The 19,739-nt window shown below is 63.3% G+C and carries 19 protein-coding genes; 8 read left to right on the top strand and 11 right to left on the bottom strand.

Features of this window, described 5'->3' with window-relative positions:
* The first annotated feature begins 390 nt into the window (after nt 1–390).
* From H2O75_RS06695 to H2O75_RS06715, 5 genes are all read left to right on the top strand, one after another.
* Nucleotides 391–1,869 (top strand): cytochrome ubiquinol oxidase subunit I, encoded by a 1,479-nt coding sequence (locus H2O75_RS06695; protein ID WP_182169953.1) that lies wholly within the window; start codon nt 391–393, stop codon nt 1,867–1,869.
* A gap of 12 nt (nt 1,870–1,881) precedes the next feature.
* Nucleotides 1,882–3,015 (top strand): cytochrome d ubiquinol oxidase subunit II, encoded by a 1,134-nt coding sequence (gene cydB, locus H2O75_RS06700; RefSeq protein ID WP_182169956.1) that lies wholly within the window; start codon nt 1,882–1,884, stop codon nt 3,013–3,015.
* A 63-nt stretch (nt 3,016–3,078) separates the two neighbouring features.
* The gene (gene cydD, locus H2O75_RS06705; protein ID WP_182169958.1) at nt 3,079–4,710 is read left to right on the top strand and encodes a thiol reductant ABC exporter subunit CydD; all 1,632 of its coding nucleotides are present in this window, start codon (nt 3,079–3,081) and stop codon (nt 4,708–4,710) included.
* Nucleotides 4,707–6,422, top strand: a complete 1,716-nt coding sequence (cydC, locus tag H2O75_RS06710) for a thiol reductant ABC exporter subunit CydC (protein WP_182169960.1) — start codon at nt 4,707–4,709, stop codon at nt 6,420–6,422. Before cydD ends, cydC begins: the two co-directional genes overlap by 4 nt.
* Nucleotides 6,419–8,095 (top strand): GAF domain-containing sensor histidine kinase, encoded by a 1,677-nt coding sequence (locus tag H2O75_RS06715; RefSeq protein ID WP_182169962.1) that lies wholly within the window; start codon nt 6,419–6,421, stop codon nt 8,093–8,095. Before cydC ends, H2O75_RS06715 begins: the two co-directional genes overlap by 4 nt.
* A gap of 57 nt (nt 8,096–8,152) precedes the next feature.
* Here H2O75_RS06715 and H2O75_RS06720 read toward each other — a convergent pair whose 3' ends face one another.
* The 9 genes from H2O75_RS06720 to H2O75_RS06760 all read right to left on the bottom strand — a co-directional run bounded on the left by H2O75_RS06720 (nt 8,153) and on the right by H2O75_RS06760 (nt 15,537).
* Nucleotides 8,153–8,773 (bottom strand): response regulator, encoded by a 621-nt coding sequence (locus H2O75_RS06720; RefSeq protein ID WP_220462835.1) that lies wholly within the window; start codon nt 8,771–8,773, stop codon nt 8,153–8,155.
* 134 nt (nt 8,774–8,907) lie between these two features.
* Nucleotides 8,908–9,795, bottom strand: coding sequence for a bifunctional DNA-formamidopyrimidine glycosylase/DNA-(apurinic or apyrimidinic site) lyase (gene mutM / locus H2O75_RS06725; RefSeq protein ID WP_182169966.1), 888 nt, complete (start codon nt 9,793–9,795; stop codon nt 8,908–8,910).
* Nucleotides 9,788–10,519: a ribonuclease III gene (gene rnc / locus H2O75_RS06730; RefSeq protein WP_182169968.1), complete on the bottom strand. Its 732-nt coding sequence runs from the start codon at nt 10,517–10,519 to the stop codon at nt 9,788–9,790. The genes mutM and rnc overlap by 8 nt, the downstream gene beginning before the upstream one ends.
* Entirely contained in the window at nt 10,516–11,073 is a 558-nt protein-coding gene (locus H2O75_RS06735; RefSeq protein ID WP_182169970.1) for a YceD family protein, read from the bottom strand. Before H2O75_RS06735 ends, rnc begins: the two co-directional genes overlap by 4 nt.
* Nucleotides 11,074–11,138: 65 nt before the next feature.
* A complete protein-coding gene (locus H2O75_RS06740) occupies nt 11,139–11,570 on the bottom strand; it encodes a Dps family protein (protein WP_374971572.1) in 432 nt (143 codons plus the stop codon).
* A gap of 77 nt (nt 11,571–11,647) precedes the next feature.
* The gene (locus tag H2O75_RS06745) at nt 11,648–12,316 is read right to left on the bottom strand and encodes an ATP synthase subunit B family protein (RefSeq protein WP_182169976.1); all 669 of its coding nucleotides are present in this window, start codon (nt 12,314–12,316) and stop codon (nt 11,648–11,650) included.
* Nucleotides 12,309–12,788 (bottom strand): pantetheine-phosphate adenylyltransferase, encoded by a 480-nt coding sequence (gene coaD / locus H2O75_RS06750; RefSeq protein WP_182169979.1) that lies wholly within the window; start codon nt 12,786–12,788, stop codon nt 12,309–12,311. Before coaD ends, H2O75_RS06745 begins: the two co-directional genes overlap by 8 nt.
* The gene (gene rsmD, locus H2O75_RS06755) at nt 12,785–13,348 is read right to left on the bottom strand and encodes a 16S rRNA (guanine(966)-N(2))-methyltransferase RsmD (protein WP_182169982.1); all 564 of its coding nucleotides are present in this window, start codon (nt 13,346–13,348) and stop codon (nt 12,785–12,787) included. The genes coaD and rsmD overlap by 4 nt, the downstream gene beginning before the upstream one ends.
* The gene (locus tag H2O75_RS06760; protein WP_182169985.1) at nt 13,348–15,537 is read right to left on the bottom strand and encodes an ATP-dependent DNA helicase RecG; all 2,190 of its coding nucleotides are present in this window, start codon (nt 15,535–15,537) and stop codon (nt 13,348–13,350) included. The genes rsmD and H2O75_RS06760 overlap by 1 nt, the downstream gene beginning before the upstream one ends.
* A 222-nt stretch (nt 15,538–15,759) precedes the next feature.
* Here H2O75_RS06760 and rpmB point away from each other — a divergent pair, with 222 nt between their 5' ends.
* On the top strand, nt 15,760–15,954 hold the full coding sequence (gene rpmB / locus H2O75_RS06765; RefSeq protein WP_182169987.1) for a 50S ribosomal protein L28: 195 nt from the start codon (nt 15,760–15,762) through the stop codon (nt 15,952–15,954).
* Between the two features lie 50 nt (nt 15,955–16,004).
* Here rpmB and thiL read toward each other — a convergent pair whose 3' ends face one another.
* A complete protein-coding gene (gene thiL / locus H2O75_RS06770) occupies nt 16,005–16,901 on the bottom strand; it encodes a thiamine-phosphate kinase (RefSeq protein ID WP_182169990.1) in 897 nt (298 codons plus the stop codon).
* 80 nt (nt 16,902–16,981) lie between these two features.
* Between thiL and H2O75_RS06775 the strand changes: the two genes are divergently transcribed.
* Nucleotides 16,982–17,470 carry a DUF3515 family protein gene (locus H2O75_RS06775; protein WP_204736266.1) on the top strand — a complete coding sequence of 163 codons (489 nt, stop codon included), beginning with the start codon at nt 16,982–16,984 and terminating at the stop codon, nt 17,468–17,470.
* A gap of 3 nt (nt 17,471–17,473) precedes the next feature.
* On the opposite strand, the gene H2O75_RS06780 is transcribed toward H2O75_RS06775, so the two are convergent.
* Nucleotides 17,474–18,553: a D-alanine--D-alanine ligase family protein gene (locus tag H2O75_RS06780; RefSeq protein ID WP_182169993.1), complete on the bottom strand. Its 1,080-nt coding sequence runs from the start codon at nt 18,551–18,553 to the stop codon at nt 17,474–17,476.
* Between the two features lie 31 nt (nt 18,554–18,584).
* Between H2O75_RS06780 and H2O75_RS06785 the strand changes: the two genes are divergently transcribed.
* Nucleotides 18,585–19,700: a trans-sulfuration enzyme family protein gene (locus H2O75_RS06785; protein ID WP_182169996.1), complete on the top strand. Its 1,116-nt coding sequence runs from the start codon at nt 18,585–18,587 to the stop codon at nt 19,698–19,700.
* Nucleotides 19,701–19,739 lie beyond the last annotated feature (39 nt).

Below are 19,739 nucleotides of genomic sequence, written 5' to 3' on the forward strand. Positions count from 1 at the left end.
GGCGGAAGCTTCTTCTACGTTGATATTTCGGCAGCACGCCTGGTCGGCGGCGCTCAACACATGCAACGTCGGCTATGCGGTCCGTGCCCGCAAAGCCTTCAACGAATTCTCTCATACTTTAGCTCAGGTGGCGTGATCAGGGCGATCATGCTCGACACGCGACACCCCGGCAACCCGAAAGTGACGAAAGTCCCGGCACCGGCAAACATCGAGCTGAGCGCTCCCATCGGCCCTGAGATTCGGCGACGTTTCGCTCATTGCAGACGGTACCGAGAAGCCGCCGCTAGACTTTTTACGACACCGTGTCGAGGATTGGGACCTTGGTCCCTACCGCCTGTCTACCGGGGTCCTAGATTTGGTTCATATATCTACAATCGGAAGGGAATCCAGGTGGAAGCTCTCGACCTAGCGCGATGGCAGTTCGGCATCACGACCGTCTACCACTTCATCCTTGTCCCACTGACGATCGGCCTGGCCCCATTGGTTGCGATCATGCAAACCAAGTGGCTGCGATCCGGTGAGGAGAAGTGGCTCAAACTGGCCGACTTCTTCGGCAAGATCCTTATCATCAACTTCGCGCTGGGGGTTGCCACCGGCATCGTCCAGGAGTTCCAGTTCGGCATGAACTGGTCGGAGTACTCCCGCTTCGTCGGCGACATCTTCGGCGCACCTCTCGCCTTCGAGGCTCTGGCAGCGTTCTTCCTCGAATCCACGTTCCTCGGCCTGTGGGTCTTCGGCAGGGGACGGATGAGCGCGAAGCTCAACACCCTCTGCATCTGGCTCGTCGCCATCGGCGTCAACGTGTCCGCCTACTTCATTCTCACCGCGAACTCGTTCATGCAGCATCCCGTGGGTGCGGTCTACAACGAGGAAACCGGCCGCGCCGAGCTCGACGGAGTGGGGGGCTTCCTCGAGGTCCTCACGAACAACACGGCCATTGCAGCAACGTCGCACACGATCACGGCCTCCTTCGTCGTGGCAGGCACCGCCGTCGCCGGTATCGCTACATGGTGGATGGTCCGCTCCACGAAGATGAAGCTGGACGGCCAGCCCGACATGTGGCGGTCTGCCGCACGCCTCGGCTTCGTCACGATCCTCATCGCCTCTGCCGGGGTCGGACTGACCGGCCACTACCAGGGCCAGCTCATGTACGAGCAGCAGCCGATGAAGATGGCATCCGCGGAAGCACAGTGCAACACCGAACAGGGCGCACCGCTTTCACTGTTCGCAATCGGCGACTTCTCGAACGACTGCGAAAACGTCACCCGCATCCTCGACGTCCCCTTCGTCACGTCCTTCTTGGCGACGAATCACTTCACGGGCCCCGAGTCCGAAGTGATGGGTGTCAACGACGTCCAGGAAATGTACCAGGAGATGTTCGCCGACCTGCACGGCGAGGACTACGACTACCGTCCCAACCTCGTCGTCACGTACTACTCGTTCCGCGCCATGATCGGTCTCCTGATCTTCCCCGTCATTCTTGCTGTGGCTGGCCTCTGGTACACCCGCAAGGACCGGATCTGGGAGTCCGAGACCTGGGCGAAGTTCGCACTCTTCGCCATCCCGATGCCGTTCCTCGCCTCATCCTTCGGGTGGATCTTCACGGAAATGGGGCGTCAGCCTTGGGTGGTCGCACCCAACCTCAGCGGTGTCGAGCGAGTCATGCTCCTCACCGACTACGGCGTCTCCCAGGTGACGAGCCCCGGCATGGTTCTCGGCACTCTCATCACGTTCACCCTGCTCTACGCAGTCCTGGGTGTGATCTGGTTCCTCCTCGTTCGGCGCTACACGCTTGAAGGCATCGACCTGACGGGCGAGAAGGCACCCGCTCCGGACGACGAAAACCAGCCCTTGAGCTTCATCTACTAAGAAGAGAGAACAATGGACTTCCTACCTATTCTCTGGTTCATCCTCATCGCCGTCCTGTGGGCCGGCTACCTCACCCTCGAGGGCTTCGACTTCGGCGTCGGCATGCTGTACACGACGATGTCCCGCAACCCGAAGGAGCGACGCGTCGCTCTCAACACGATCGGCCCCCACTGGGACGGCAACGAAGTGTGGCTCCTGACCGCTGGCGGCGCCACCTTCGCCGCCTTCCCCGAGTGGTACGCGACCATGTTCTCCGGAATGTATCTCGCTCTCGCCCTCATCCTCGTCCTCCTCATCGTCCGCATCTGCGCGCTTGAATGGCGGGGGAAGATCAATGATGAGCAGTGGCGCAACCGTTGGGATATCGTCCACACGGCTTCAGCGTGGCTCGTCTCCATTCTCTGGGGTGTCGCATTCGCGAACCTCGTCCAGGGCATGGAGATCGAGGTGATCGACATTATCGATCCGGCCACCCAGACATGGGAGGTCGTGCCGGCGGGAGTGCTCGAAACGGCTTCTGCCGCTGAGGCTGCCGGCTTCACCCACCACCTGACCGGCGGGTTCTTCTCCCTGCTGACACCGTTCACGATCCTCGGCGGGCTCGTCACCCTGACGCTGTTCCTGTCGCACGGCGCGATCTTCATCGCACTCAAGACATCGGGCGAGCTGCAGGTTCGGGCAGAGAAGTACGCTGCACGCCTGTCCCTCATCTCCCTCGGTGTCACGGCCGTCTGGGCACTGTGGGCTCAGCTCGCATACGCATCCGGCATGTGGTCGTGGATTCCGCTGGCTATTGCCGCCCTGTGCCTTGCGGCAACCGCACTGTTCGCCCAGAAGGGTGACGAGCTCAAGGCCTTCATTGCGAACTTCGTCGCGATTGCCAGCGCGGTGGCCTTCATCTTCATCGCGATGGCTCCGAACGTCATGAAGTCCTCGATCGACCCTGCATACTCGCTCACCATCGAGCAGGCCTCTGCGACGGGACCGACGCAGATCATCATGTCCTTCGCTGCGCTCGTCTTCGTGCCGATCATCATCGGCTACTCGATCTGGTCCTACAAAGTGTTCTCGAAGAGGATCTCGGTCGATGACCTTCCTGACAAGGCGGCGGGCTTGCCCGGTGTCTACAACAGGTCAATGTTCTAAACACCTCGAAGCGTGGGCGCGACCGGTTCGGTCGCGCCCACCTTTTTAACTAAAGTGAGCCTTGTGAAGCCCCTGGATCCGAAACTGCTGTCCCACGCCGCTCCCGCACGACGATACGTCGCTCTCGTCACCCTGACGGGCATCATCTCCGCGGCGCTTATCATCGCGCAGTGCTTCCTCATCTCGCTCGCCATCTCCCCCGTCATCGATGGGACCGCGGATCTCTCAGATGCTCTCCCCCTCGTGGGCATGCTGGCGCTCGTGGTCCTCGGGCGGATGTTCGTCACGTGGGTCCAGGAGTCGTTCGGGCACCGGGCCGCACTCGAGACGATCGCGGACTTGAGGGGGCAGGTGCTTGCCCGGGCGGGTGCTTTGGGGCCGCGCTGGCTCGCATCGAAGACCACGTCGATCGTCACCTTCACCACTCGTGGCCTTGACGACCTCGAGCCCTACTTCGTGAAGTATCTTCCCCAGCTTCTGCTGACGGCGACCGTTACACCCGCCTCTCTGATCGTCATCCTGCTCCTCGACTGGCCCTCGGCCATTCTCATCGTCTTCTGCCTCCCGATCATCCCGATCTTCATGATCCTTATCGGGAAGATGACGGAGAATACGTCTCAGAAGAAGCTGGCTGCGATGGCGAGTCTCGGAGATCAGGTCCTCGACCTCATCGCAGGCCTGCCGACGCTCAAGGCTCTCGGCCGTGAGCGCGGCCCGGCGAAGCGTGTCGACGAACTTGGGAAGAGCTACACCGAGACGACGATGGCGGCGCTTCGTATCGCCTTCCTGTCGGGCACCGTCCTCGAATTCCTTGCCACACTCTCGACTGCCCTCGTCGCGGTCGAGGTTGGCTTCCGTATGGTGTACGGATATCTCGACCTGACCACTGGTCTTGTCATCATCATGCTCACGCCCGAGATCTTCAAACCACTGAGAGAGGTAGGCTCCCAATACCACGCATCGACGGATGGTCTGGCAGCCGCCGAGCAGGCCATCTCCGTCATCGAAACACCCGTCCCAGCCCGCGGGGACACCTCCTCCCCCGATCTGTCGCATTCCGACATTGTCATTGCGAATCTCTCGGTCGAGGCTGAGGGCAGAGGCGTCACCGCCCCGGCGAACCTGTCGGCGGTGATCCGCCCCGGTCGCATCACCGCTCTGGAAGGCCCGTCCGGCGCGGGGAAGTCCACGACCGTGTCCGTCCTGCTCGGACTCCTCGAACCGACTTTCGGGACCGTCACGGTCGGTGGCGTCCCCCTGACTGCCATCGATCCTGACTCGTGGTGGTCTCAGATCACGTGGGTACCCCAGCGTCCCGTACTCGTCCCAGGAACGGTTGCCGAGAATATCGGTGGTGTCGATGACGCCGCCGCCGCTCTCACGGGATTCGATGAGGTGCTCGCAACGCTTCCGAACGGCTGGGAGACTCCGATCGGTCAGGGCGGGGTGGGGTTATCGCTCGGCCAGAGACAGAGGTTGGCCCTGACTCGGGCGCTGCGCGAACGCCGCCCGCTGCTCGTCCTCGACGAACCGACAGCACATCTCGACGCCCGGTCAGAGAACCAGATCGTGTCCGCTGTCCGTGCCGCACAAGCCAATGGACAGACCGTCCTCATCATTGCCCACAGGCAAACCCTCCTCGATATCGCCGATGAGGTCATCACCGTCACCGCTATGGAAGGCGCCGCATCATGATGGAACGCCGCGAACGGGACGCGCTGCGCCGCTGCCTGGCCGCTCTCGAACTTGATCGACGTCGCTTCGCACTGTCCGTGCTCTTCGGCTCTTTCGGGCTTGGCAGCGCCATTGCACTGGCCGCCGTCTCAGCCTGGCTGATCGCCCGAGCATCGCAGATGCCGCCGGTGCTCGAACTCTCCGTTGCCGCGACATCGGTCCGCATGTTCGGTATCGGCAAGGCGATCTTCCGCTATCTCGAACGCCTCTCCTCTCATCGCGTCGCGCTGGCCGGCATGGGGCATCTTCGCACGAACATCTACACGTCTCTCGCGAGCTCCCCCCACTCGACCGTGGCGACTCTCCGTCGCGGAGATCTCCTTGCCCGCACGGGCGCGGACGTCGACACGATCGGGGACACGGTCGTCAAGGCAATCCTGCCCGCCTGCATCGCCTTCTTCACCGCCTTCATCTCAGTCGGCATCGTCTGGTTCCTCTCCCCGCAGATCGCAGTCGCACTCGTCATCGCGCTCCTCGTTTCGGGTGTCACGGGCCCCGCCGTGACCGCGATCGGCGCGCGCCGAGCAGAGCAGAACCGTGTCACGGATGAAGCGGAGCTCTCTGCCCTGTCTCTCGCGCTGCTCGAGGGTGCGGGTGAGCTCCGTATCTCCGGTCGCCTGCGCGCCATGGAGGACGCGATCGACGCGACAGAGGCCCGCATCCGCCACCATCGCGATCATGCTGCACGGCCGCTCGCGTGGGCGGCAGTGATCGACACTCTCGCCCTCGGCATCGCCGTCCTCTCGGCCATCCTCATCGGGGTGGCCCAACTGGATGCTGGTGTTCTCAACGGTGTTGAGCTTGCCGTGTGCGTTCTCGTGCCCCTTGCCGCGTTCGAGGGGACAGCAGCGCTCGGGCCTGCCGCGCTTGTCCTCGTCCAGTCGGGACAGGCCGCCCTTCGAATTTCCGAGCTTCTCGGAGAGGAATACTCGGATAACAGGAGGCATTCCCCCGATCTGGAGCCTGTTCTCGAGGCGCGCGATCTTGTCGTGGGATGGCCGGGGGGACCCGACGTGGCGGGACCGTTCGACCTGACTCTCGCGAAAGGCACGAAGATCGCGGTCGTCGGCCCCTCGGGGATCGGTAAGTCGACTCTGCTGTCCACCGTTGCCGGCTTGATCGAGCCCCATGCGGGAAGCGTCACCCTCGGCGGGGTCGAGGTGTCGTCGCTCGACCGGGAATCGATCTCGGCCGCGATGATTCTCATCGCAGAGGACGCCCATGTTTTCGAGACGACCGTCATGGAGAATCTGAGGGTCGTACGCCGTGATCTCACCGAAGCCGAAGCGCGTGATGCTCTGGAGAGGGCCGGGCTCGGCTCGTGGCTCGGGCGGCTGCCAGCGGGCCTCGACACCATGCTGGGGTCGAATGCGACCACGGTGTCCGGTGGGGAGCGTCGACGCCTCCTTCTCGCGCGCGCACACGCCTCCAACGCCCCCATCATCGCTCTCGATGAGCCCGGAGAACACCTGGAGCCCGCAACCGCGGACCGGCTTCTCGGGGAGCTTCTCGATTCAGATCTCGGTCTTATCATCGTCACCCACCGCCTGACTGGGCTCCACAAGGCTGACCTCATCATTCATGTCGACCATGATGGTGTGGACGTGGGCCGTTACGATGATCTGATGGAACGCAGCCCCAGTTTCCGCTGGGCGGTAGAGGAGACAGCATGACGGAACCGATCGGTTATCCGATTCCCGCGACGGCAGCAAGCACAGACGGTCTCTTCGACTCGGCCCTTGCACTCACGTCCCGCCTCGACTTGAAATCCGCGTTGCAGGAGTTTGTCGAATCGGCCCGTCGGCTCACCGGCGCGAAATATGCCGCTCTCGGAATTCTCGGCTCACGCGGCGAGACGGTGGCCTTCCACCACACCGGTATGTCGATGTCCGAAGTGGATCGGCTCCCTCATCCGCCGCGCGGCAACGGCGTCTTCGCGCAGATACCGGTCGATGCTCCTCTGATCATCAACGATCTCATGAGCCATCCGGCGTTCGAGGGATGGCCGGACTATCACCCTCGCATGCAGAACTTTCTCGGCGTTCCCGTCCGTATTCATGAACAGGTCTACGGTAGGCTCTACCTCGCGGAGAAGCCCGGCGGTTTCGATGACGATGATGCCGCGAACATGACGATGCTTGCGAACGCGGCCGCCATCGCCGTCCAGAATTCGCGCCTCTATGCCGAATCGGAAGACCGAGCGGCCTGGATCGCAGTATCGCAGGCGATCACGACTGCGCTGCTCGAAGGCACGGACGAGGAGGAGGCCCTCGAGCTGATCGCGAAGAAGATGAGGGTCGTCTCGAAATCCTGCACCGCTCTGATTGTCCTTCCCTCGGTCGGTGATGCCTGGGTATGCGAAATCGCAGACGGGTACGAAGCTGACAGCATGATCGGGCTCGAGTTCCCGCCGGACGGTCGAGCGCAGACAGTCATTCGGGAGGGAAGCGGAGTTGTGGTCGATTCCATGACGCGCACGAGGACCATGAGAATCCCGGCGCTTCGCGGCTATGGTCCTGCCCTCTACGCGCCGATGATGGTGCAGGGAGTCGGTGCGGGTGTCATCATCCTGCTCCGCTCTCGCACCCAGCCCGAGTTCGATCTCGCGGACCTTGCGATGGCGGAGTCCGTCTCGAAGCAGGCCGCCTTGGCCCTCGAGCTCGCATCGGCACGACACGCGCAAGATGTTGCCGCCCAGATCGACGAACGCGCCGCCATCGGCCGCGATCTCCATGATCTGGCGATCCAGCAGCTCTTCGCAACCGGGATGCAGATCACTGCTATCCGGGAGGACCTGGAGTCGAAGGACGCCCCCGCCGAGATCGTCACTCTCCTCAACCAGGCAATCGAATCGGTTGACGAATCGGTCAAGGAGATTCGGCATATTGTTCACAAGCTCCGAGAACCGGACGCGAACGTCGTCATCGTCGAGCGGCTCCGCCGCGAAGCATCGCTCGCCCGCACCTCTCTCGGCTTCGCCCCGTCTCTCGTCATCACGCTCTTCGGTGAAGCACTGCCGTCCGAAATCGACAACGACACCGTGTCCACGATCGACAACATGATCGGCGGCGATATCGCCGACGATATTGTTGCTGTCACGAGGGAAGGCCTGTCGAACGCGGCCCGCCACGCGAAAGCTTCCTCTGTCTCCGTGACAGTGAGCGTCGACGCTGCCGAGGTGCGCATCATCGTCGTCGATGATGGCTCAGGACCGTCTCCGTCACGCTCCCGCCGGTCTGGATTGTCGAACCTTGCGGCCCGGGCTCGGCGTCACGGAGGCGGTTTCGAGCTTGCCAGAGGAGATCAGCGCGGTGCCGTCATGACCTGGTGGGCCCCGCTCGGCTAAGGGGTGGGAGCTTCTGCCCCCACCCCACCATGTTCTACGTTCTTATCTGATCAGTGATCAGTGCTGGGCCCGCCACCCGGCGGCACGCTGGCCGGCAACCCATGCCGCAACCTGGGTTCTGCGCTGCAGCCCCATCTTCGAGAGCAGCGAGGTGATGTGGTTCTTCACCGTCTTCTCCGCCACGCCGAGACGTTCCCCGATCTCCCGGTTCGACAGCCCGTCCCCAATAAGGTCCAGGACCTTGCGTTCGGACGGCGTCAGGTCCGCCGTGGGATCATCGTGGTCCGCCCTGCGGCGGGTCAGCGTCCGTTCGTCCAGGAGAACACGGCCAGCCGCGACAGCCTTGATAACCTCGGTGATCTCGGCCCCGCGGACGGACTTGAGAAGATAGGCTTTCGCTCCCGCCTGAAGTGCCTCATCGAGAGCATCATCGTCATCGAAGGACGTGAGGACGATGGGGCGGACGGAGGGAACTTCCTTGGCCAGGCGAGTGATGATGTCGATGCCGGTGCCGTCAGGAAGGCGCAGGTCGACAAGGGCAACATCGGGACGAACGATTTTCGCACGATTGAGGGCCTCTTCAACGGACCCCGCTTCCGCGACGACAGACAGGCCATCGGCCCGTTCCACGACCTCCGAAATTCCCCGACGGACAACCTCATGGTCGTCGATGATCATGACGTTGATATCTACCTTGGCTTCACTCATAAGCCCGATTCTAGCCCAGAGACTTCCGAAACGTACCACCGAGTTGGGTGGATTTGACCGGTTTTGGACAGTGATCCGAGTCGTTGCTGGTCAGCGGTACGAGACTAAGTGCGACTAGCAAAGGGCTGGCAGATCGGACAGTACGTAGACGATCGGTTCATGAACTGAATCTTCCTCATGGTCGTACCGCAGCGGCCGCACGGCTTTCCGCCTTGACCGTAGGCGTTGAGAGAACGGGAGAAATACCCTGATGCTCCGTTGACGTTGACATAGAGGGAGTCGAAAGAGGTTCCGCCAGCCAAGAGAGCTTCCCTCAGAACTTCCCGGGACTGATGCCACAGCTCATCGAGTTGGACGTAGGACAACCCGTTGGTCTTCCGTCTCGGGTTGATGCGGGCCCGATAGAGCGCCTCGTCGCAATAGATGTTTCCCAAGCCCGACACGAGCGTCTGGTCGAGCATTGCCCGCTTGATCTCAGTCCTCTTCGTCCGTGTTCTCTTCGAGAGTGCCACAAGGTCGCAGCCTGGATCGAGTAGATCACGTGCGATATGGGCGACGGGTACGGGGATCAGTCGAGACGTCGTGCCCTGGCCGGCAGGGAAGTCATCGGGGACCTCTGTCAAGGACGATCGCTGCAGATATCCGAATGTTCTCTGGTCGAGGAACCTGATAACGGTCCCGTGGGCGAAGTCGATGCGGGCGCGCAGATGGGGATGGTCGGGGGCAGGGGCTCCCGGCCTACTGACGAGGAGCTGGCCAGACATGCCCAGGTGCACGTTGAGTGCCATCCCCTCCATGTCGAACCACAAGAATTTTCCGCGCCTGGCAACACTGTCGATGGAGCGTCCGGAGAAAGCGGTGAGCCCCTCCGGGCCGCCTTCTGATCGCCGCACCGCACGTGGATGGAAGGTGGTGATCTCCGTGACTGTCGCACCGAGCGTGAGGCGCTCCAGGCCTGCCCGGACCACCTCAACCTCGGGGAGTTCAGGCATTGACTGCCCGCCGGAGCTTCTCGTAGGCTGCTTCCGCCGCCGACATCTCCGCCTTCGCTCGGGAGGTTCCCTGGCCTGTCCCCCAGGCTTTCCCATCGATCATGACTGTCGCCTCATACCTGCGAGCATGATCAGGCCCCGATCCGACGATCTCATAGCTCACGGCGCCCATCTTCCCGTCGTTCGCGAGCATCTGGATCGAGGTCTTCCAGTCGAGGGCAGGGCCAGCATTCGTCGCGTCGATGATGAAAGGCTCTGTCAGCCGTTCGACGACGCTCCTCGTCGCATCGAGGCCCTCAGAGAGGTAGGTGGCGCCGATCAGGGCCTCGAGCGTATCGGAAAGGATCGATGGCTTGTTTCGACCATCTGTCACCAGCTCCCCGTTGCCGAGGAGAATAAACTCATCCAGGCCCAGCTGTTTCGCGATCTCGGCCAGTGGCGCCTCGGAGACCGCGGCTGCTCGAATGGGAACGAGGTCGGCCTCGGACTTGTCAGGGTACTGATGGAAGATCCTGTCCGTGACGATGATGGAGAGCACCGCGTCGCCCAACAGTTCGAGGCGTTCGTTTGTGGGCACTCCCCCGTTCTCGAAGGCCCAGGAACGGTGGGTGAGAGACAGGTCGAGAAGATCGGGGCGAACCTGAACACCCCAGCGCTCCAACAGCACCTCACGGTCTGTCCGTGCCGGCGGGTTGACCTTCCTGCGGCCTTTCGAACGGCTCATTCGCCCTGCTCTTCGGCGACGAGCTTCGCACGCAGCTCATCGAGCGGACTCATGTCAGAGCTGGTGTCGACGTGCTCGTGATCCTCGGGCAGGTCAGCCAGCCGCTCCCCACATCCCGCACACAGGCCGGGGCAGTCCTCACGGCACAGCGGGACGAACGGCATCTGACTGACGATCGTGTCGCGCAGCAGCGCCTCGATGTCGATCGCGTCGTTGACGATAAGCGGGGCTTCTTCCACCTCATCGTCACCCGATTCGAGAAGGGCCTGTGCTCGGTTCTGATAGAAGTACAGTTCCGTGACGTCCGACTGGCCGGAATGCTCCACGTCGATGAGGCACCGCGCGCATTCAGCGACCGTGTCGAAGTCGATCGTGGCAGTGACAAGGACACCCTCGGAGACGGACTGGAGCGCCCCTTCCACCTCGATCGTGTCGACGGTCCTGACAAGTGCGGTCGCGAACGTATCGGGCGCAGGTATCGATCGCTGGAAGTCGAGCCGCGACCCTTCCTGGTGGCGAAGGTCTGCGAGGGAGATGCTGAACGCATCGGACATGGGAACTCCTGTGTGGTTGGGCCCCGAGCTCGTGAAAGCTGCGGGGCCCGGTTGCTTGTCTTCTCTTAATCGGAGATGGATGCTGCCCGCAGCATCCATGCCTGCTTCTCAAGGTCGAACGCGATGCCGATGAGCAGATCTCCCGAGAGCGGATCTGCCTCGTCGACGCTGTCGATCAGCTTCTTGATGTTGTCGGAGGCTGTCTGGAGCTTCGACTCGATAATGTCGTAGGCGTCTGACACCTTAATCCACGTGGACGAGATGTCACCAATACTCGAGTCTGAACTCACGCTTGCAGCGCGACCATCCGGCGCGGTATCGAGAGCTGCCATGCGCTCCGCCACATCGTCGGAAGCCCGGCGTGCGAGATCGACGATCTCGTCGAGCTGCAGATGCAGGGAGCGGAAGCCCTGCCCGCGCAGATTCCAGTGAGCCTGCTTGGCCTGGAGGGAAATATCAATGAGGTCGACGAGAACGGACTGTAGTGCTGAGGTCACGGACATGATGTCTCCTTTCGCGTAGCTTACGTCCCAGTCTCGTGCAGTTCGCGCGAGCTCTCAACCCTTCGGGCACATCACTTCTCGTTGTCGAAGGGAGGCTCGAACTCGTCATCGAAGCGAACTTCGTTGAGGGTCGGCTGGGAATCATCGTCCGAGACGACGTCCTCTCGCACCGCGTCGGACGCTGAGGCGCTGCCGGCGCGCTCTTTCGCAACGCGGTTCTCTTCCCTGCGGGAGAGTTCCTGACGACCCGCGTGGACCTTCGAGAGAAGGCCCTCAAGTTCGCTCTGCAGGTAGGCGAGGGAATCGTCAGAGTACCGGTCCGCCCCGGCATTCATCCGCTGAGCTTGGGAGCGCGTCTCAGCCAGGATCCGCTCCGCCTCGGCATGGGCGGCCTTCGTCACGGCATGCTCCGACACGAGGTCGGCGGCGTGGCGTCGGGCCTGCTGCACGGTCTCCTCAGCATCGGCGTGTGCGCGTTCCAGGATGGTCTTCGCACGCCGCTGAGCGTCAGCCTTGACCTCGGAGGCTTCGGCGATGATCGTATCGGCTGCCTCGATCTGGTCGGGGACGATGTCTCGTGCTGTCTCGAGGAGGTCGAGCACCTCCGACCTGTTGATCATTGCTGATGCTGACATGGGGACACCGCGAGCGAGTGTCACCGTCTCGATGATCTCGTCGAGCACGGCAATGAGAGAGTCCCCCGCCGCCGCGTTGACGATGTCGAATTCGTTCTCAGACATTGCGTACCTTTCTCGTGAGCGCCGCAGCCACTGCTGGCGGCACCAAATCGTCGACCTTGCCGCCGTGGGAGGCTACGTCCTTGACGAGGGATGAGGCGATGTGGCCGAGGCCCGAATCGCCCATGACAAAGACTGTCTCGACGCCGCTCAGGTGCCTGTTGAGGAGCGCCATCGATTGTTCGCTGTCGTAGTCTGCTGACCCGCGCAGGCCTTTGACGATGGCGGAGGCGCCGACCGTGCTCGTGTAGTCAGCGAGAAGCCCGTTGATGAGTTCGACGCGCACGCCGGGCATGTGCGCAACGGCGGTCCGAGCAAGAGAGACGCGTTCCTCCGGCGTGAAAAGGTAGGTTTTGGAGGCGTTATGCGCGACGCCGATGATGACCTCATCGAAAATAGTGCGGGCGCGCCGGACCACGTCGACATGGCCGAGCGTGATGGGATCGAACGATCCCGGGCAGACAGCGATACTCATGATCTAAGACTACGTGCATACTCCCCGTGCAGTGCGTACCACACGACGGTGTCTCCCCATGATCGTTGACCATCCCCCACGATGTCGGCGGGCCAGGGCGGCTCACCCGCATGTTTGTCACGCTCGACGATGAGGAGACCATCATCGACGAGCCGGGGCGCCGAGAGTGCGAGCACCGGCGCCATCTCCTCGTCCGTCATCGCATACGGCGGGTCGAGGAAGATGACATCGAACTGCGCAGCCGATGAGGCGAGGAAGCTCTCGGCCCGCGCCTGGATGACACGAACCTGAAGTGCGCAGGAGGCCGCATTGCGCTCGATGATCGTGGAGGCTTCCCGATTCGCGTCGATTGCGGTCACTGACCGCGCTCCGCGCGAGGCGGCCTCGAGGCCGAAAGCTCCGGAGCCTGCAAAGAGGTCGAGGACATCGGTGTCGTCAAGATATCCGCGGTGCTGCAGGCTTGAGAAGATCGCCTCGCGCACCATGTCCGGTGTGGGGCGAGCAGACTTGGGCACCTTGATCGTCATGCCCTTCGCTGTTCCGCCGATGATGCGAGGCATCAGTTCCTCCCCAAGTAGTCTATCTCGCTGCGCCGCCTGGCCGCGTTCACAGCATCCCTAAGTCCCGGCCACGGCGACAAATCGGGTGCCTGCGCGACGAGCTCGATGGCATCATCTCTCGCCATCTCGATCACCCTCACATCCTTGCGGATCTCGAGGTGGCGCAGGTGCGAATGGGCTCCTGATTGGCTTGCTCCGAGCACGTCGCCCTCTCGACGCAGCTCCATGTCTCTTTCCGCGAGCGCGAACCCGTCTCGTGTGTCCGCGAACGCGGCGAGCCGTTCGGCCGCTATCGTACCCTCCGGCGCCCAGGAGAGCGCCAGGCAGAGGCCCGGTTTGGTGCCTCTGCCGATGCGTCCACGGAGCTGGTGGAGTTGGGAGAGGCCGAACCTGTCCGCGTCGAGGATGATCATGGTGGTGGCGTCCGGGACGTCGACTCCGACTTCGATGACGGTTGTGGCGACGAGGACGGGAGCAGTGCCGTCTTGGAAGGCCGCCATGATGCTCGTCTTGTCCTCGGGGCTCATGGGGCCGGTGAGTGTGCCGATAGTGATGCCTGCGAGTGCGGGGTTGCGGCGCAGCTGGTCTGCCGTGTCGACGACGCTCGAGAGGGGCGGTCGGGGGTTCTCATCGGAGCTCTCCAACCCGGTCGCCTCATCGTCGGGGTCGATGCGGGGGCAGACGACGAAGGCTCGTCCGCCCGCTGTCACGTCTTCTGCGACTCGTTCCCACACGCGATCGACCCACGATGTCTTCCCTGCGGGCACGATGGTTGTCGTCACGTCGCCTCGTCCGCGCGGGAGCTCGGTGAGTTCGGAGACCGCCAGGTCACCGAAGGCTGTCATCGCGAGCGTACGAGGGATCGGGGTCGCTGTCATGACGAGGAGGTTGACTCCCGGCCGCGCTCTGAGGGCTTCCCTCTGGTCGACTCCGAATCTGTGCTGTTCGTCGACGATGGCGAGGGAGAGGAAGGGGATCTGGACGCGGTCCGAGAGGAGAGCGTGGGTTCCGATGATGATGCCGGTCTCTCCCCCCGCGACCCTCCCGAGGACTTCCCGTGTCGCTTTCGCGCCCATCGTCCCCGTCAACAGGTCCACTCTCGTCCCCAGGTCCGAGAGGAGCCCTCCCAGTGCGAGTTCGCCGAGCATCGACGTGATCGAACGGAAATGCTGTTCCGCGAGCACCTCAGTCGGTGCGAGGAGGGCCGCTTGCCCGCCGCCGTCGACGACTTGGAGCATGGCCCGCAGTGCGACGATCGTCTTCCCAGATCCGACATCGCCCTGGAGGAGCCTGGTCATGGGCCGGCTGGATGCGAGGTCGGCGGAGATCTGGTCGCCGACGAGTCGTTGCCCCTCCGTCAGCTCGAAGGGGAGCCGAGCGTCGAATGCTGCCGCGAGTCCGTCGGGGCGGGCGGGCCGGGGTGTTGAATCGACTGCCGCGGCCTCGTGTCCGCGCTGGATGAGAACCGTCTGGAGGATGAGTGCTTCTTCGAACTTCATTCGTTCCCTGGCCCGCTGCCAGTCGGCGTCGAGGCCGGGGCGATGGAGGCCCATCAGTGCGTCGTATGCTCCGAGGAGGCCATGGCGCGTGCGGAAGCTCTCGGGGAGCGGCTCGGGAATGTCGGCAGGTTGGACCTGATCGAGGATCGTGGCGATGGCTTTCTCGATCGTCCACGTCGGCACGTTGACGGCCGAGGGGTAGAGGGGGCGGGGGCGTGCGATCTCGTCCTTGTCGACGTCCCCGCCATCCTCGAGAACCTCGTATTCGGGATGGGTGAGCTGGAGTTCGCCTCGATAGGAGGACACGGTTCCGGAGAAGGTGGCCACGGTGCCGGGTTTGAGCTTCATCTCGTGGAAAGCGAGAGGACGCGACGATTTCGCGAAGAACGTGAGGGACATGTCGACGTTTCCGTCGGAGATCATGACTTTGAGGAGGAAGCCTCTGCGCGCATTCATCGGCCGCATGCTGGTTCCGAGGACTGTCGCGACGACCGTGACGCTGTCGCCCTCGTGCGCGTGCGAGAGGGGAACGAGTTCTCCTCGGCGGACGTAGCGCCGCGGAGCGTGATTGAGGAGATCGGACACGGTCTCGAGCCCGAGCCTGCTGAGCGCTTTTGCCGTGCGGGCGCCGAGAACCCTGTCGAGCGGGCTCTCCAGAAGCGTCCGCCCATCAGTTGCCACTGCTTCCATATCGCCTCCCCGCACTAGAGTAGCGGTTAACCCTGCCAGACTGAGAGGGAGCCCCCGCTGGGGACTGGCGGCAAAAGAGTGTGGGACAACACGTTCCCAGCCGGGCCATATTATTGGTGCTTCGGGCACTGCTCGGTTACTATAAACAAGTTGCATGCCACCGTGTATGTATGTCAGGAGACGCCGCTGGCGTCTTGTCAGCGAGAAGATCAGGAGAGAACCGTGGCCTCAGTATGTGACGTCTGCGGCAAGGGCCCGGGCTTCGGCAAGAGCGTCTCGCACTCCCACGTGCGGACCAACCGCCGTTGGAACCCGAACATTCAGCGCGTCCGCGCCCTCGTCGAAGGAACACCGAAGCGACTTAACGTATGCACGACGTGCATCAAGTCCGACCGGATTGTTCGTAACACGAAGTAACCGTGATGTTTGAGCCCCCACCACTGGTGGGGGCTCAGTCGTACCCGGCCTCAGGAGCCGGTATCGAAGTGGTCCCATCCTCCCAGTGTGTCGGGCTGTCCGCCGTCGACGGTCACACCGTGCCCCACGGCGACGGTGCCGACAGTCCGCCATCCGGGTGGGCAGGTGTCTGGGACGGTCGCGAGGAAGCCATGATCCTCTCCCCCGGTGAGTGCCTCTGTCAGTGTGACGCCCGGGCTCGACGCGGCACGCACGAGCTCGGTATCCAGGTCGATGGCGACGCCTGATGCGGAGGCGAGTCGGCGGCAGTCCCGGACCAGACCATCCGAGACGTCCATCATCGCCGTGGCGGGAATCGTGAGGGCCTGGCGGACGGGTGGCACAGGGCGTGTGAAGAGAGACGTGTGTGATCCTGACCGGCCTGCCGTGAGCAGCGCCAGGCCGTGCGCGGAGGCCCCCAGGTTCCCGCAGTGGACGAGACGGTCTCCGGGTTGGGCTCCTGAGCGGAGGATCGGGGTGCGCCCCTCCATGTCTCCGAGCACGGTGGCACTTGCTGTGATGACGGGGCCGCGCGACATGTCGCCGCCATCAATCGCGATCGGGCCGGTCTGCTGTGCGACATGGTCGCAGGCCTGCCTCAGGCCCCGAGCGAAGTCCTCGATCCACGATGGATCGACATAGTCGGGAATCGTCAGGGCGACGACGAGAGACATGGGCCGCGCTCCCATCGCGGCAGCGTCGGCGACGTTCTGCATGACGCACCGCCATCCCACATCCGCACCCGTCGACCAGTCGGTTCGGAAGTGGACGCCCTCGACGAGGATGTCTGTCGAGACTGCGATGTCACCGACGGGCGACAGGATCGCCGAATCATCCCCCGTGGGGACTGTCGCGGTCGAGGGTGGCAGGTGGCGGCCGATGAGGCGGAGGATCTCGTCTTCACTCATGCCGCCATTGTCTCACCGATCGTGGCGGCCGCCGTTCCGTGCTGGCACCGCTCGTGGCGCGTTCCCGATAGGCTTGGAGAGTGAAGTCCTATTCCCTGCTTGCGATCCTTGCACTCTCGGCCTGTTCCCCCACCGTGGGCCTCGATCCTGCGCCGAACGCCTCCGATCCGATCTGTGCCCGCATGCTTCTCGCCACCCCGGGCGAGATCGGCGGCTTCGATCGCGCGAAGACGACTGCTCAGGCGACGACAGCGTGGAGCGACGGCTCGTCGTTCCGCTGCGGCCTGGAACAGCCGGGACCGTCAACGGACCGCTGTATCACTGTCGCCGGCATTGACTGGCTCAGCCTCGACGCGGGCGATGAGAGGGTTCCCGCCAACGGCGGAGACGGCACGTGGACGTTCGTTTCCTATGGTCGTACGCCGACTGTGGAGATCGTCATCACGACAGAGGCCGTCGGTGCGGGTACCGTGACGGACACGCTGGCACAGTTCTCACCGGCCCTGAGTCTTGTCCCTGCGGAGCGTGAATGCGTCGGTCTCCTCGATGCTCCTGTCGTCGAGGAGTAGCCTCTAGCGCAGGCCCGTCTCCCTTTCGCACGCGAGTGTCAGCAGCGTCTCGATCAGTTCCGCATAGGTCATGCCAGACTTCTGCCACAGCAGCGGATACATCGAGTAGGGGGTGAATCCGGGGATCGTGTTGATCTCGTTGATGGTGGCGCGACCATTGTCGTAGAAGAAATCGACCCGCGCCATCCCCTCGCAGTCCATCGCGTTGAACGCGTCGACCGCCATGGCCTGCAGCTTCTCGACATCGGCGTGGGGAATATCTGCCGGGATCTGGAGGACGAGATCGTCCGTCTCCACGTATTTCGAGTCGAAGTCGTAGAACTCGGCAGGACCATCGGCAAGGATGATCTCCCCGACCGTCGAGGCCTTCGCCGTATCCGTGCCGAAGCCTCCCAGGACCGCGCATTCGACCTCTCGGCCGGAGAGTCCCTGCTCGACGATCACCTTCGGATCGTGCCGCTGCGCTTCACGGATCGCGGCATCGAGATCATCGAGGGACTCGATGCGGGTGATGCCGAGCGATGAGCCGGCTCTCGTGGGTTTCACGAAGAGCGGCATCTTCAGCGCCGAGATCTGCTCGATGAGGGCGTCTCGCCTGTTCTGCCATCCCGCCGCCGTGACAAGCACCCAGGGTCCGACCGGGAGCCCCGCGGCCTGCAGGATGATCTTCGTATAGTGCTTGTCCATGACGGCGGCAGATGCGAAGACACCGGATCCGACATATTTCATCCCCGCCATCTCAAACAAACCCTGGATGGTCCCATCTTCGCCGAATGGGCCGTGCAGGAGCGGGAACACGACATCGATCTCCAGGTCGATATCGCCCGCATACATCCGTCCGTCGCCGTAGGAGACGGTGACGGGAGTACCCGGGCCCACCTCGGCGGTTCCGGTGCCGAGACGCTCGGGGTCGATGATGCCGGTCACCCAGCTTCCGTCTTTGCGGATGCCGACCGGGATGATCTCGTACCGTTCCCGGTCGATCGCGGCCATGACCGAGCCTGCGGTCATGCATGATACCGGATGTTCTCCGGAGCGGCCTCCGTAGACGAGGGCAACGCGTGTTTTTGAACCGTTCTTCACCGCTTGAGCCTATCAAGATAGTCTCTGTTCCATGACGAACCCAGCAACGATTCTCGCTCAATCCGGACGGCCCGATCGCATCCAGGGCAGCCCCGTCAACCCGCCGATCGTCCTCTCCTCGACGTATCGGAACTCGGGGACGGAGCCTGGAAACATCTATGCGAGATGGGACACGGAGACGTGGAATCCGTTCGAGGAGACGCTCGCGGCCTTGGAGGGTTCAGCCTTCCCCGCTCTCGTCCACTCCTCCGGCATGGCAGCGATCACAACCGCCCTTCACGCGGCCCCTCCGGGGAAGATCGTCGCCCCGAGGCACGCCTATCATGCGTCTCTCGTCGTCGCGCGAGAGATGGCGGAACGAGAGGGCGGGCAGGTTGTCACGGTCGATATCGCTGACACGGATGAGGTCGTCGCGGCGCTGCCGGGAGCGTCGGCCGTCCTGATCGAGTCCCCCACCAATCCCATGCTCGAACTGGCCGATATTCCGACGATTGCCGCAGCGGCCCACGATGCTGGGGCGCTCGTCATCGTCGACAACACGTTCGCTACCCCGCTCGGCCAGCAGCCATTGGCCATGGGCGCCGACATCGTGGTCCATTCCGCAACCAAATATCTCGCCGGTCATTCCGATGTCATCCTTGGGGCTGTCCTCGCGGCCACCGAAGATCTCCATACGAGGATGTGGAACTACCGGACCCATACGGGTGCGGTGGCGGGCCCCATGGAAACGTGGTTGGCGCTGCGCGGCATGAGAACGCTCTCCCTCCGTTTTGAGAGGATCACGGCGAACGCCGCTGAGCTTGCCAAGAGACTCAGCGACCATCCCCTCGTCGAGGCTGTCGCCCACCCATCCCTTCCCTCCCATCCCCACCGGGAGCGTGCATCGAAAGGCTGCGGTGTCGTCACCCTTCGCCCCAAGGGTGGACGCGAGGCGGCCGACAGGCTTGTCGAAGCAACACGCCTCTGGCTGCCTGCCACGTCTCTGGGCGGGGTCGAGTCGAGCCTGGAGCGCCGCAGGCGCTTCGTCGACGAAGCCCCAACGGTTCCCGAGGACCTCCTGCGCCTCTCGTGCGGGATCGAGGACATCGAGGACCTGTGGGACGATCTCGATCAGGCGCTCCGCCACGCCGTGGCAGGGTTGCAGTAGAATAACGCTTCCCTCCCAGCGGGGCGCGTCCGTATCGGC

Origin of the sequence: Flaviflexus equikiangi, assembly GCF_014069875.1 — a bacterium.
GTDB lineage: Bacteria > Actinomycetota > Actinomycetes > Actinomycetales > Actinomycetaceae > Flaviflexus > Flaviflexus equikiangi.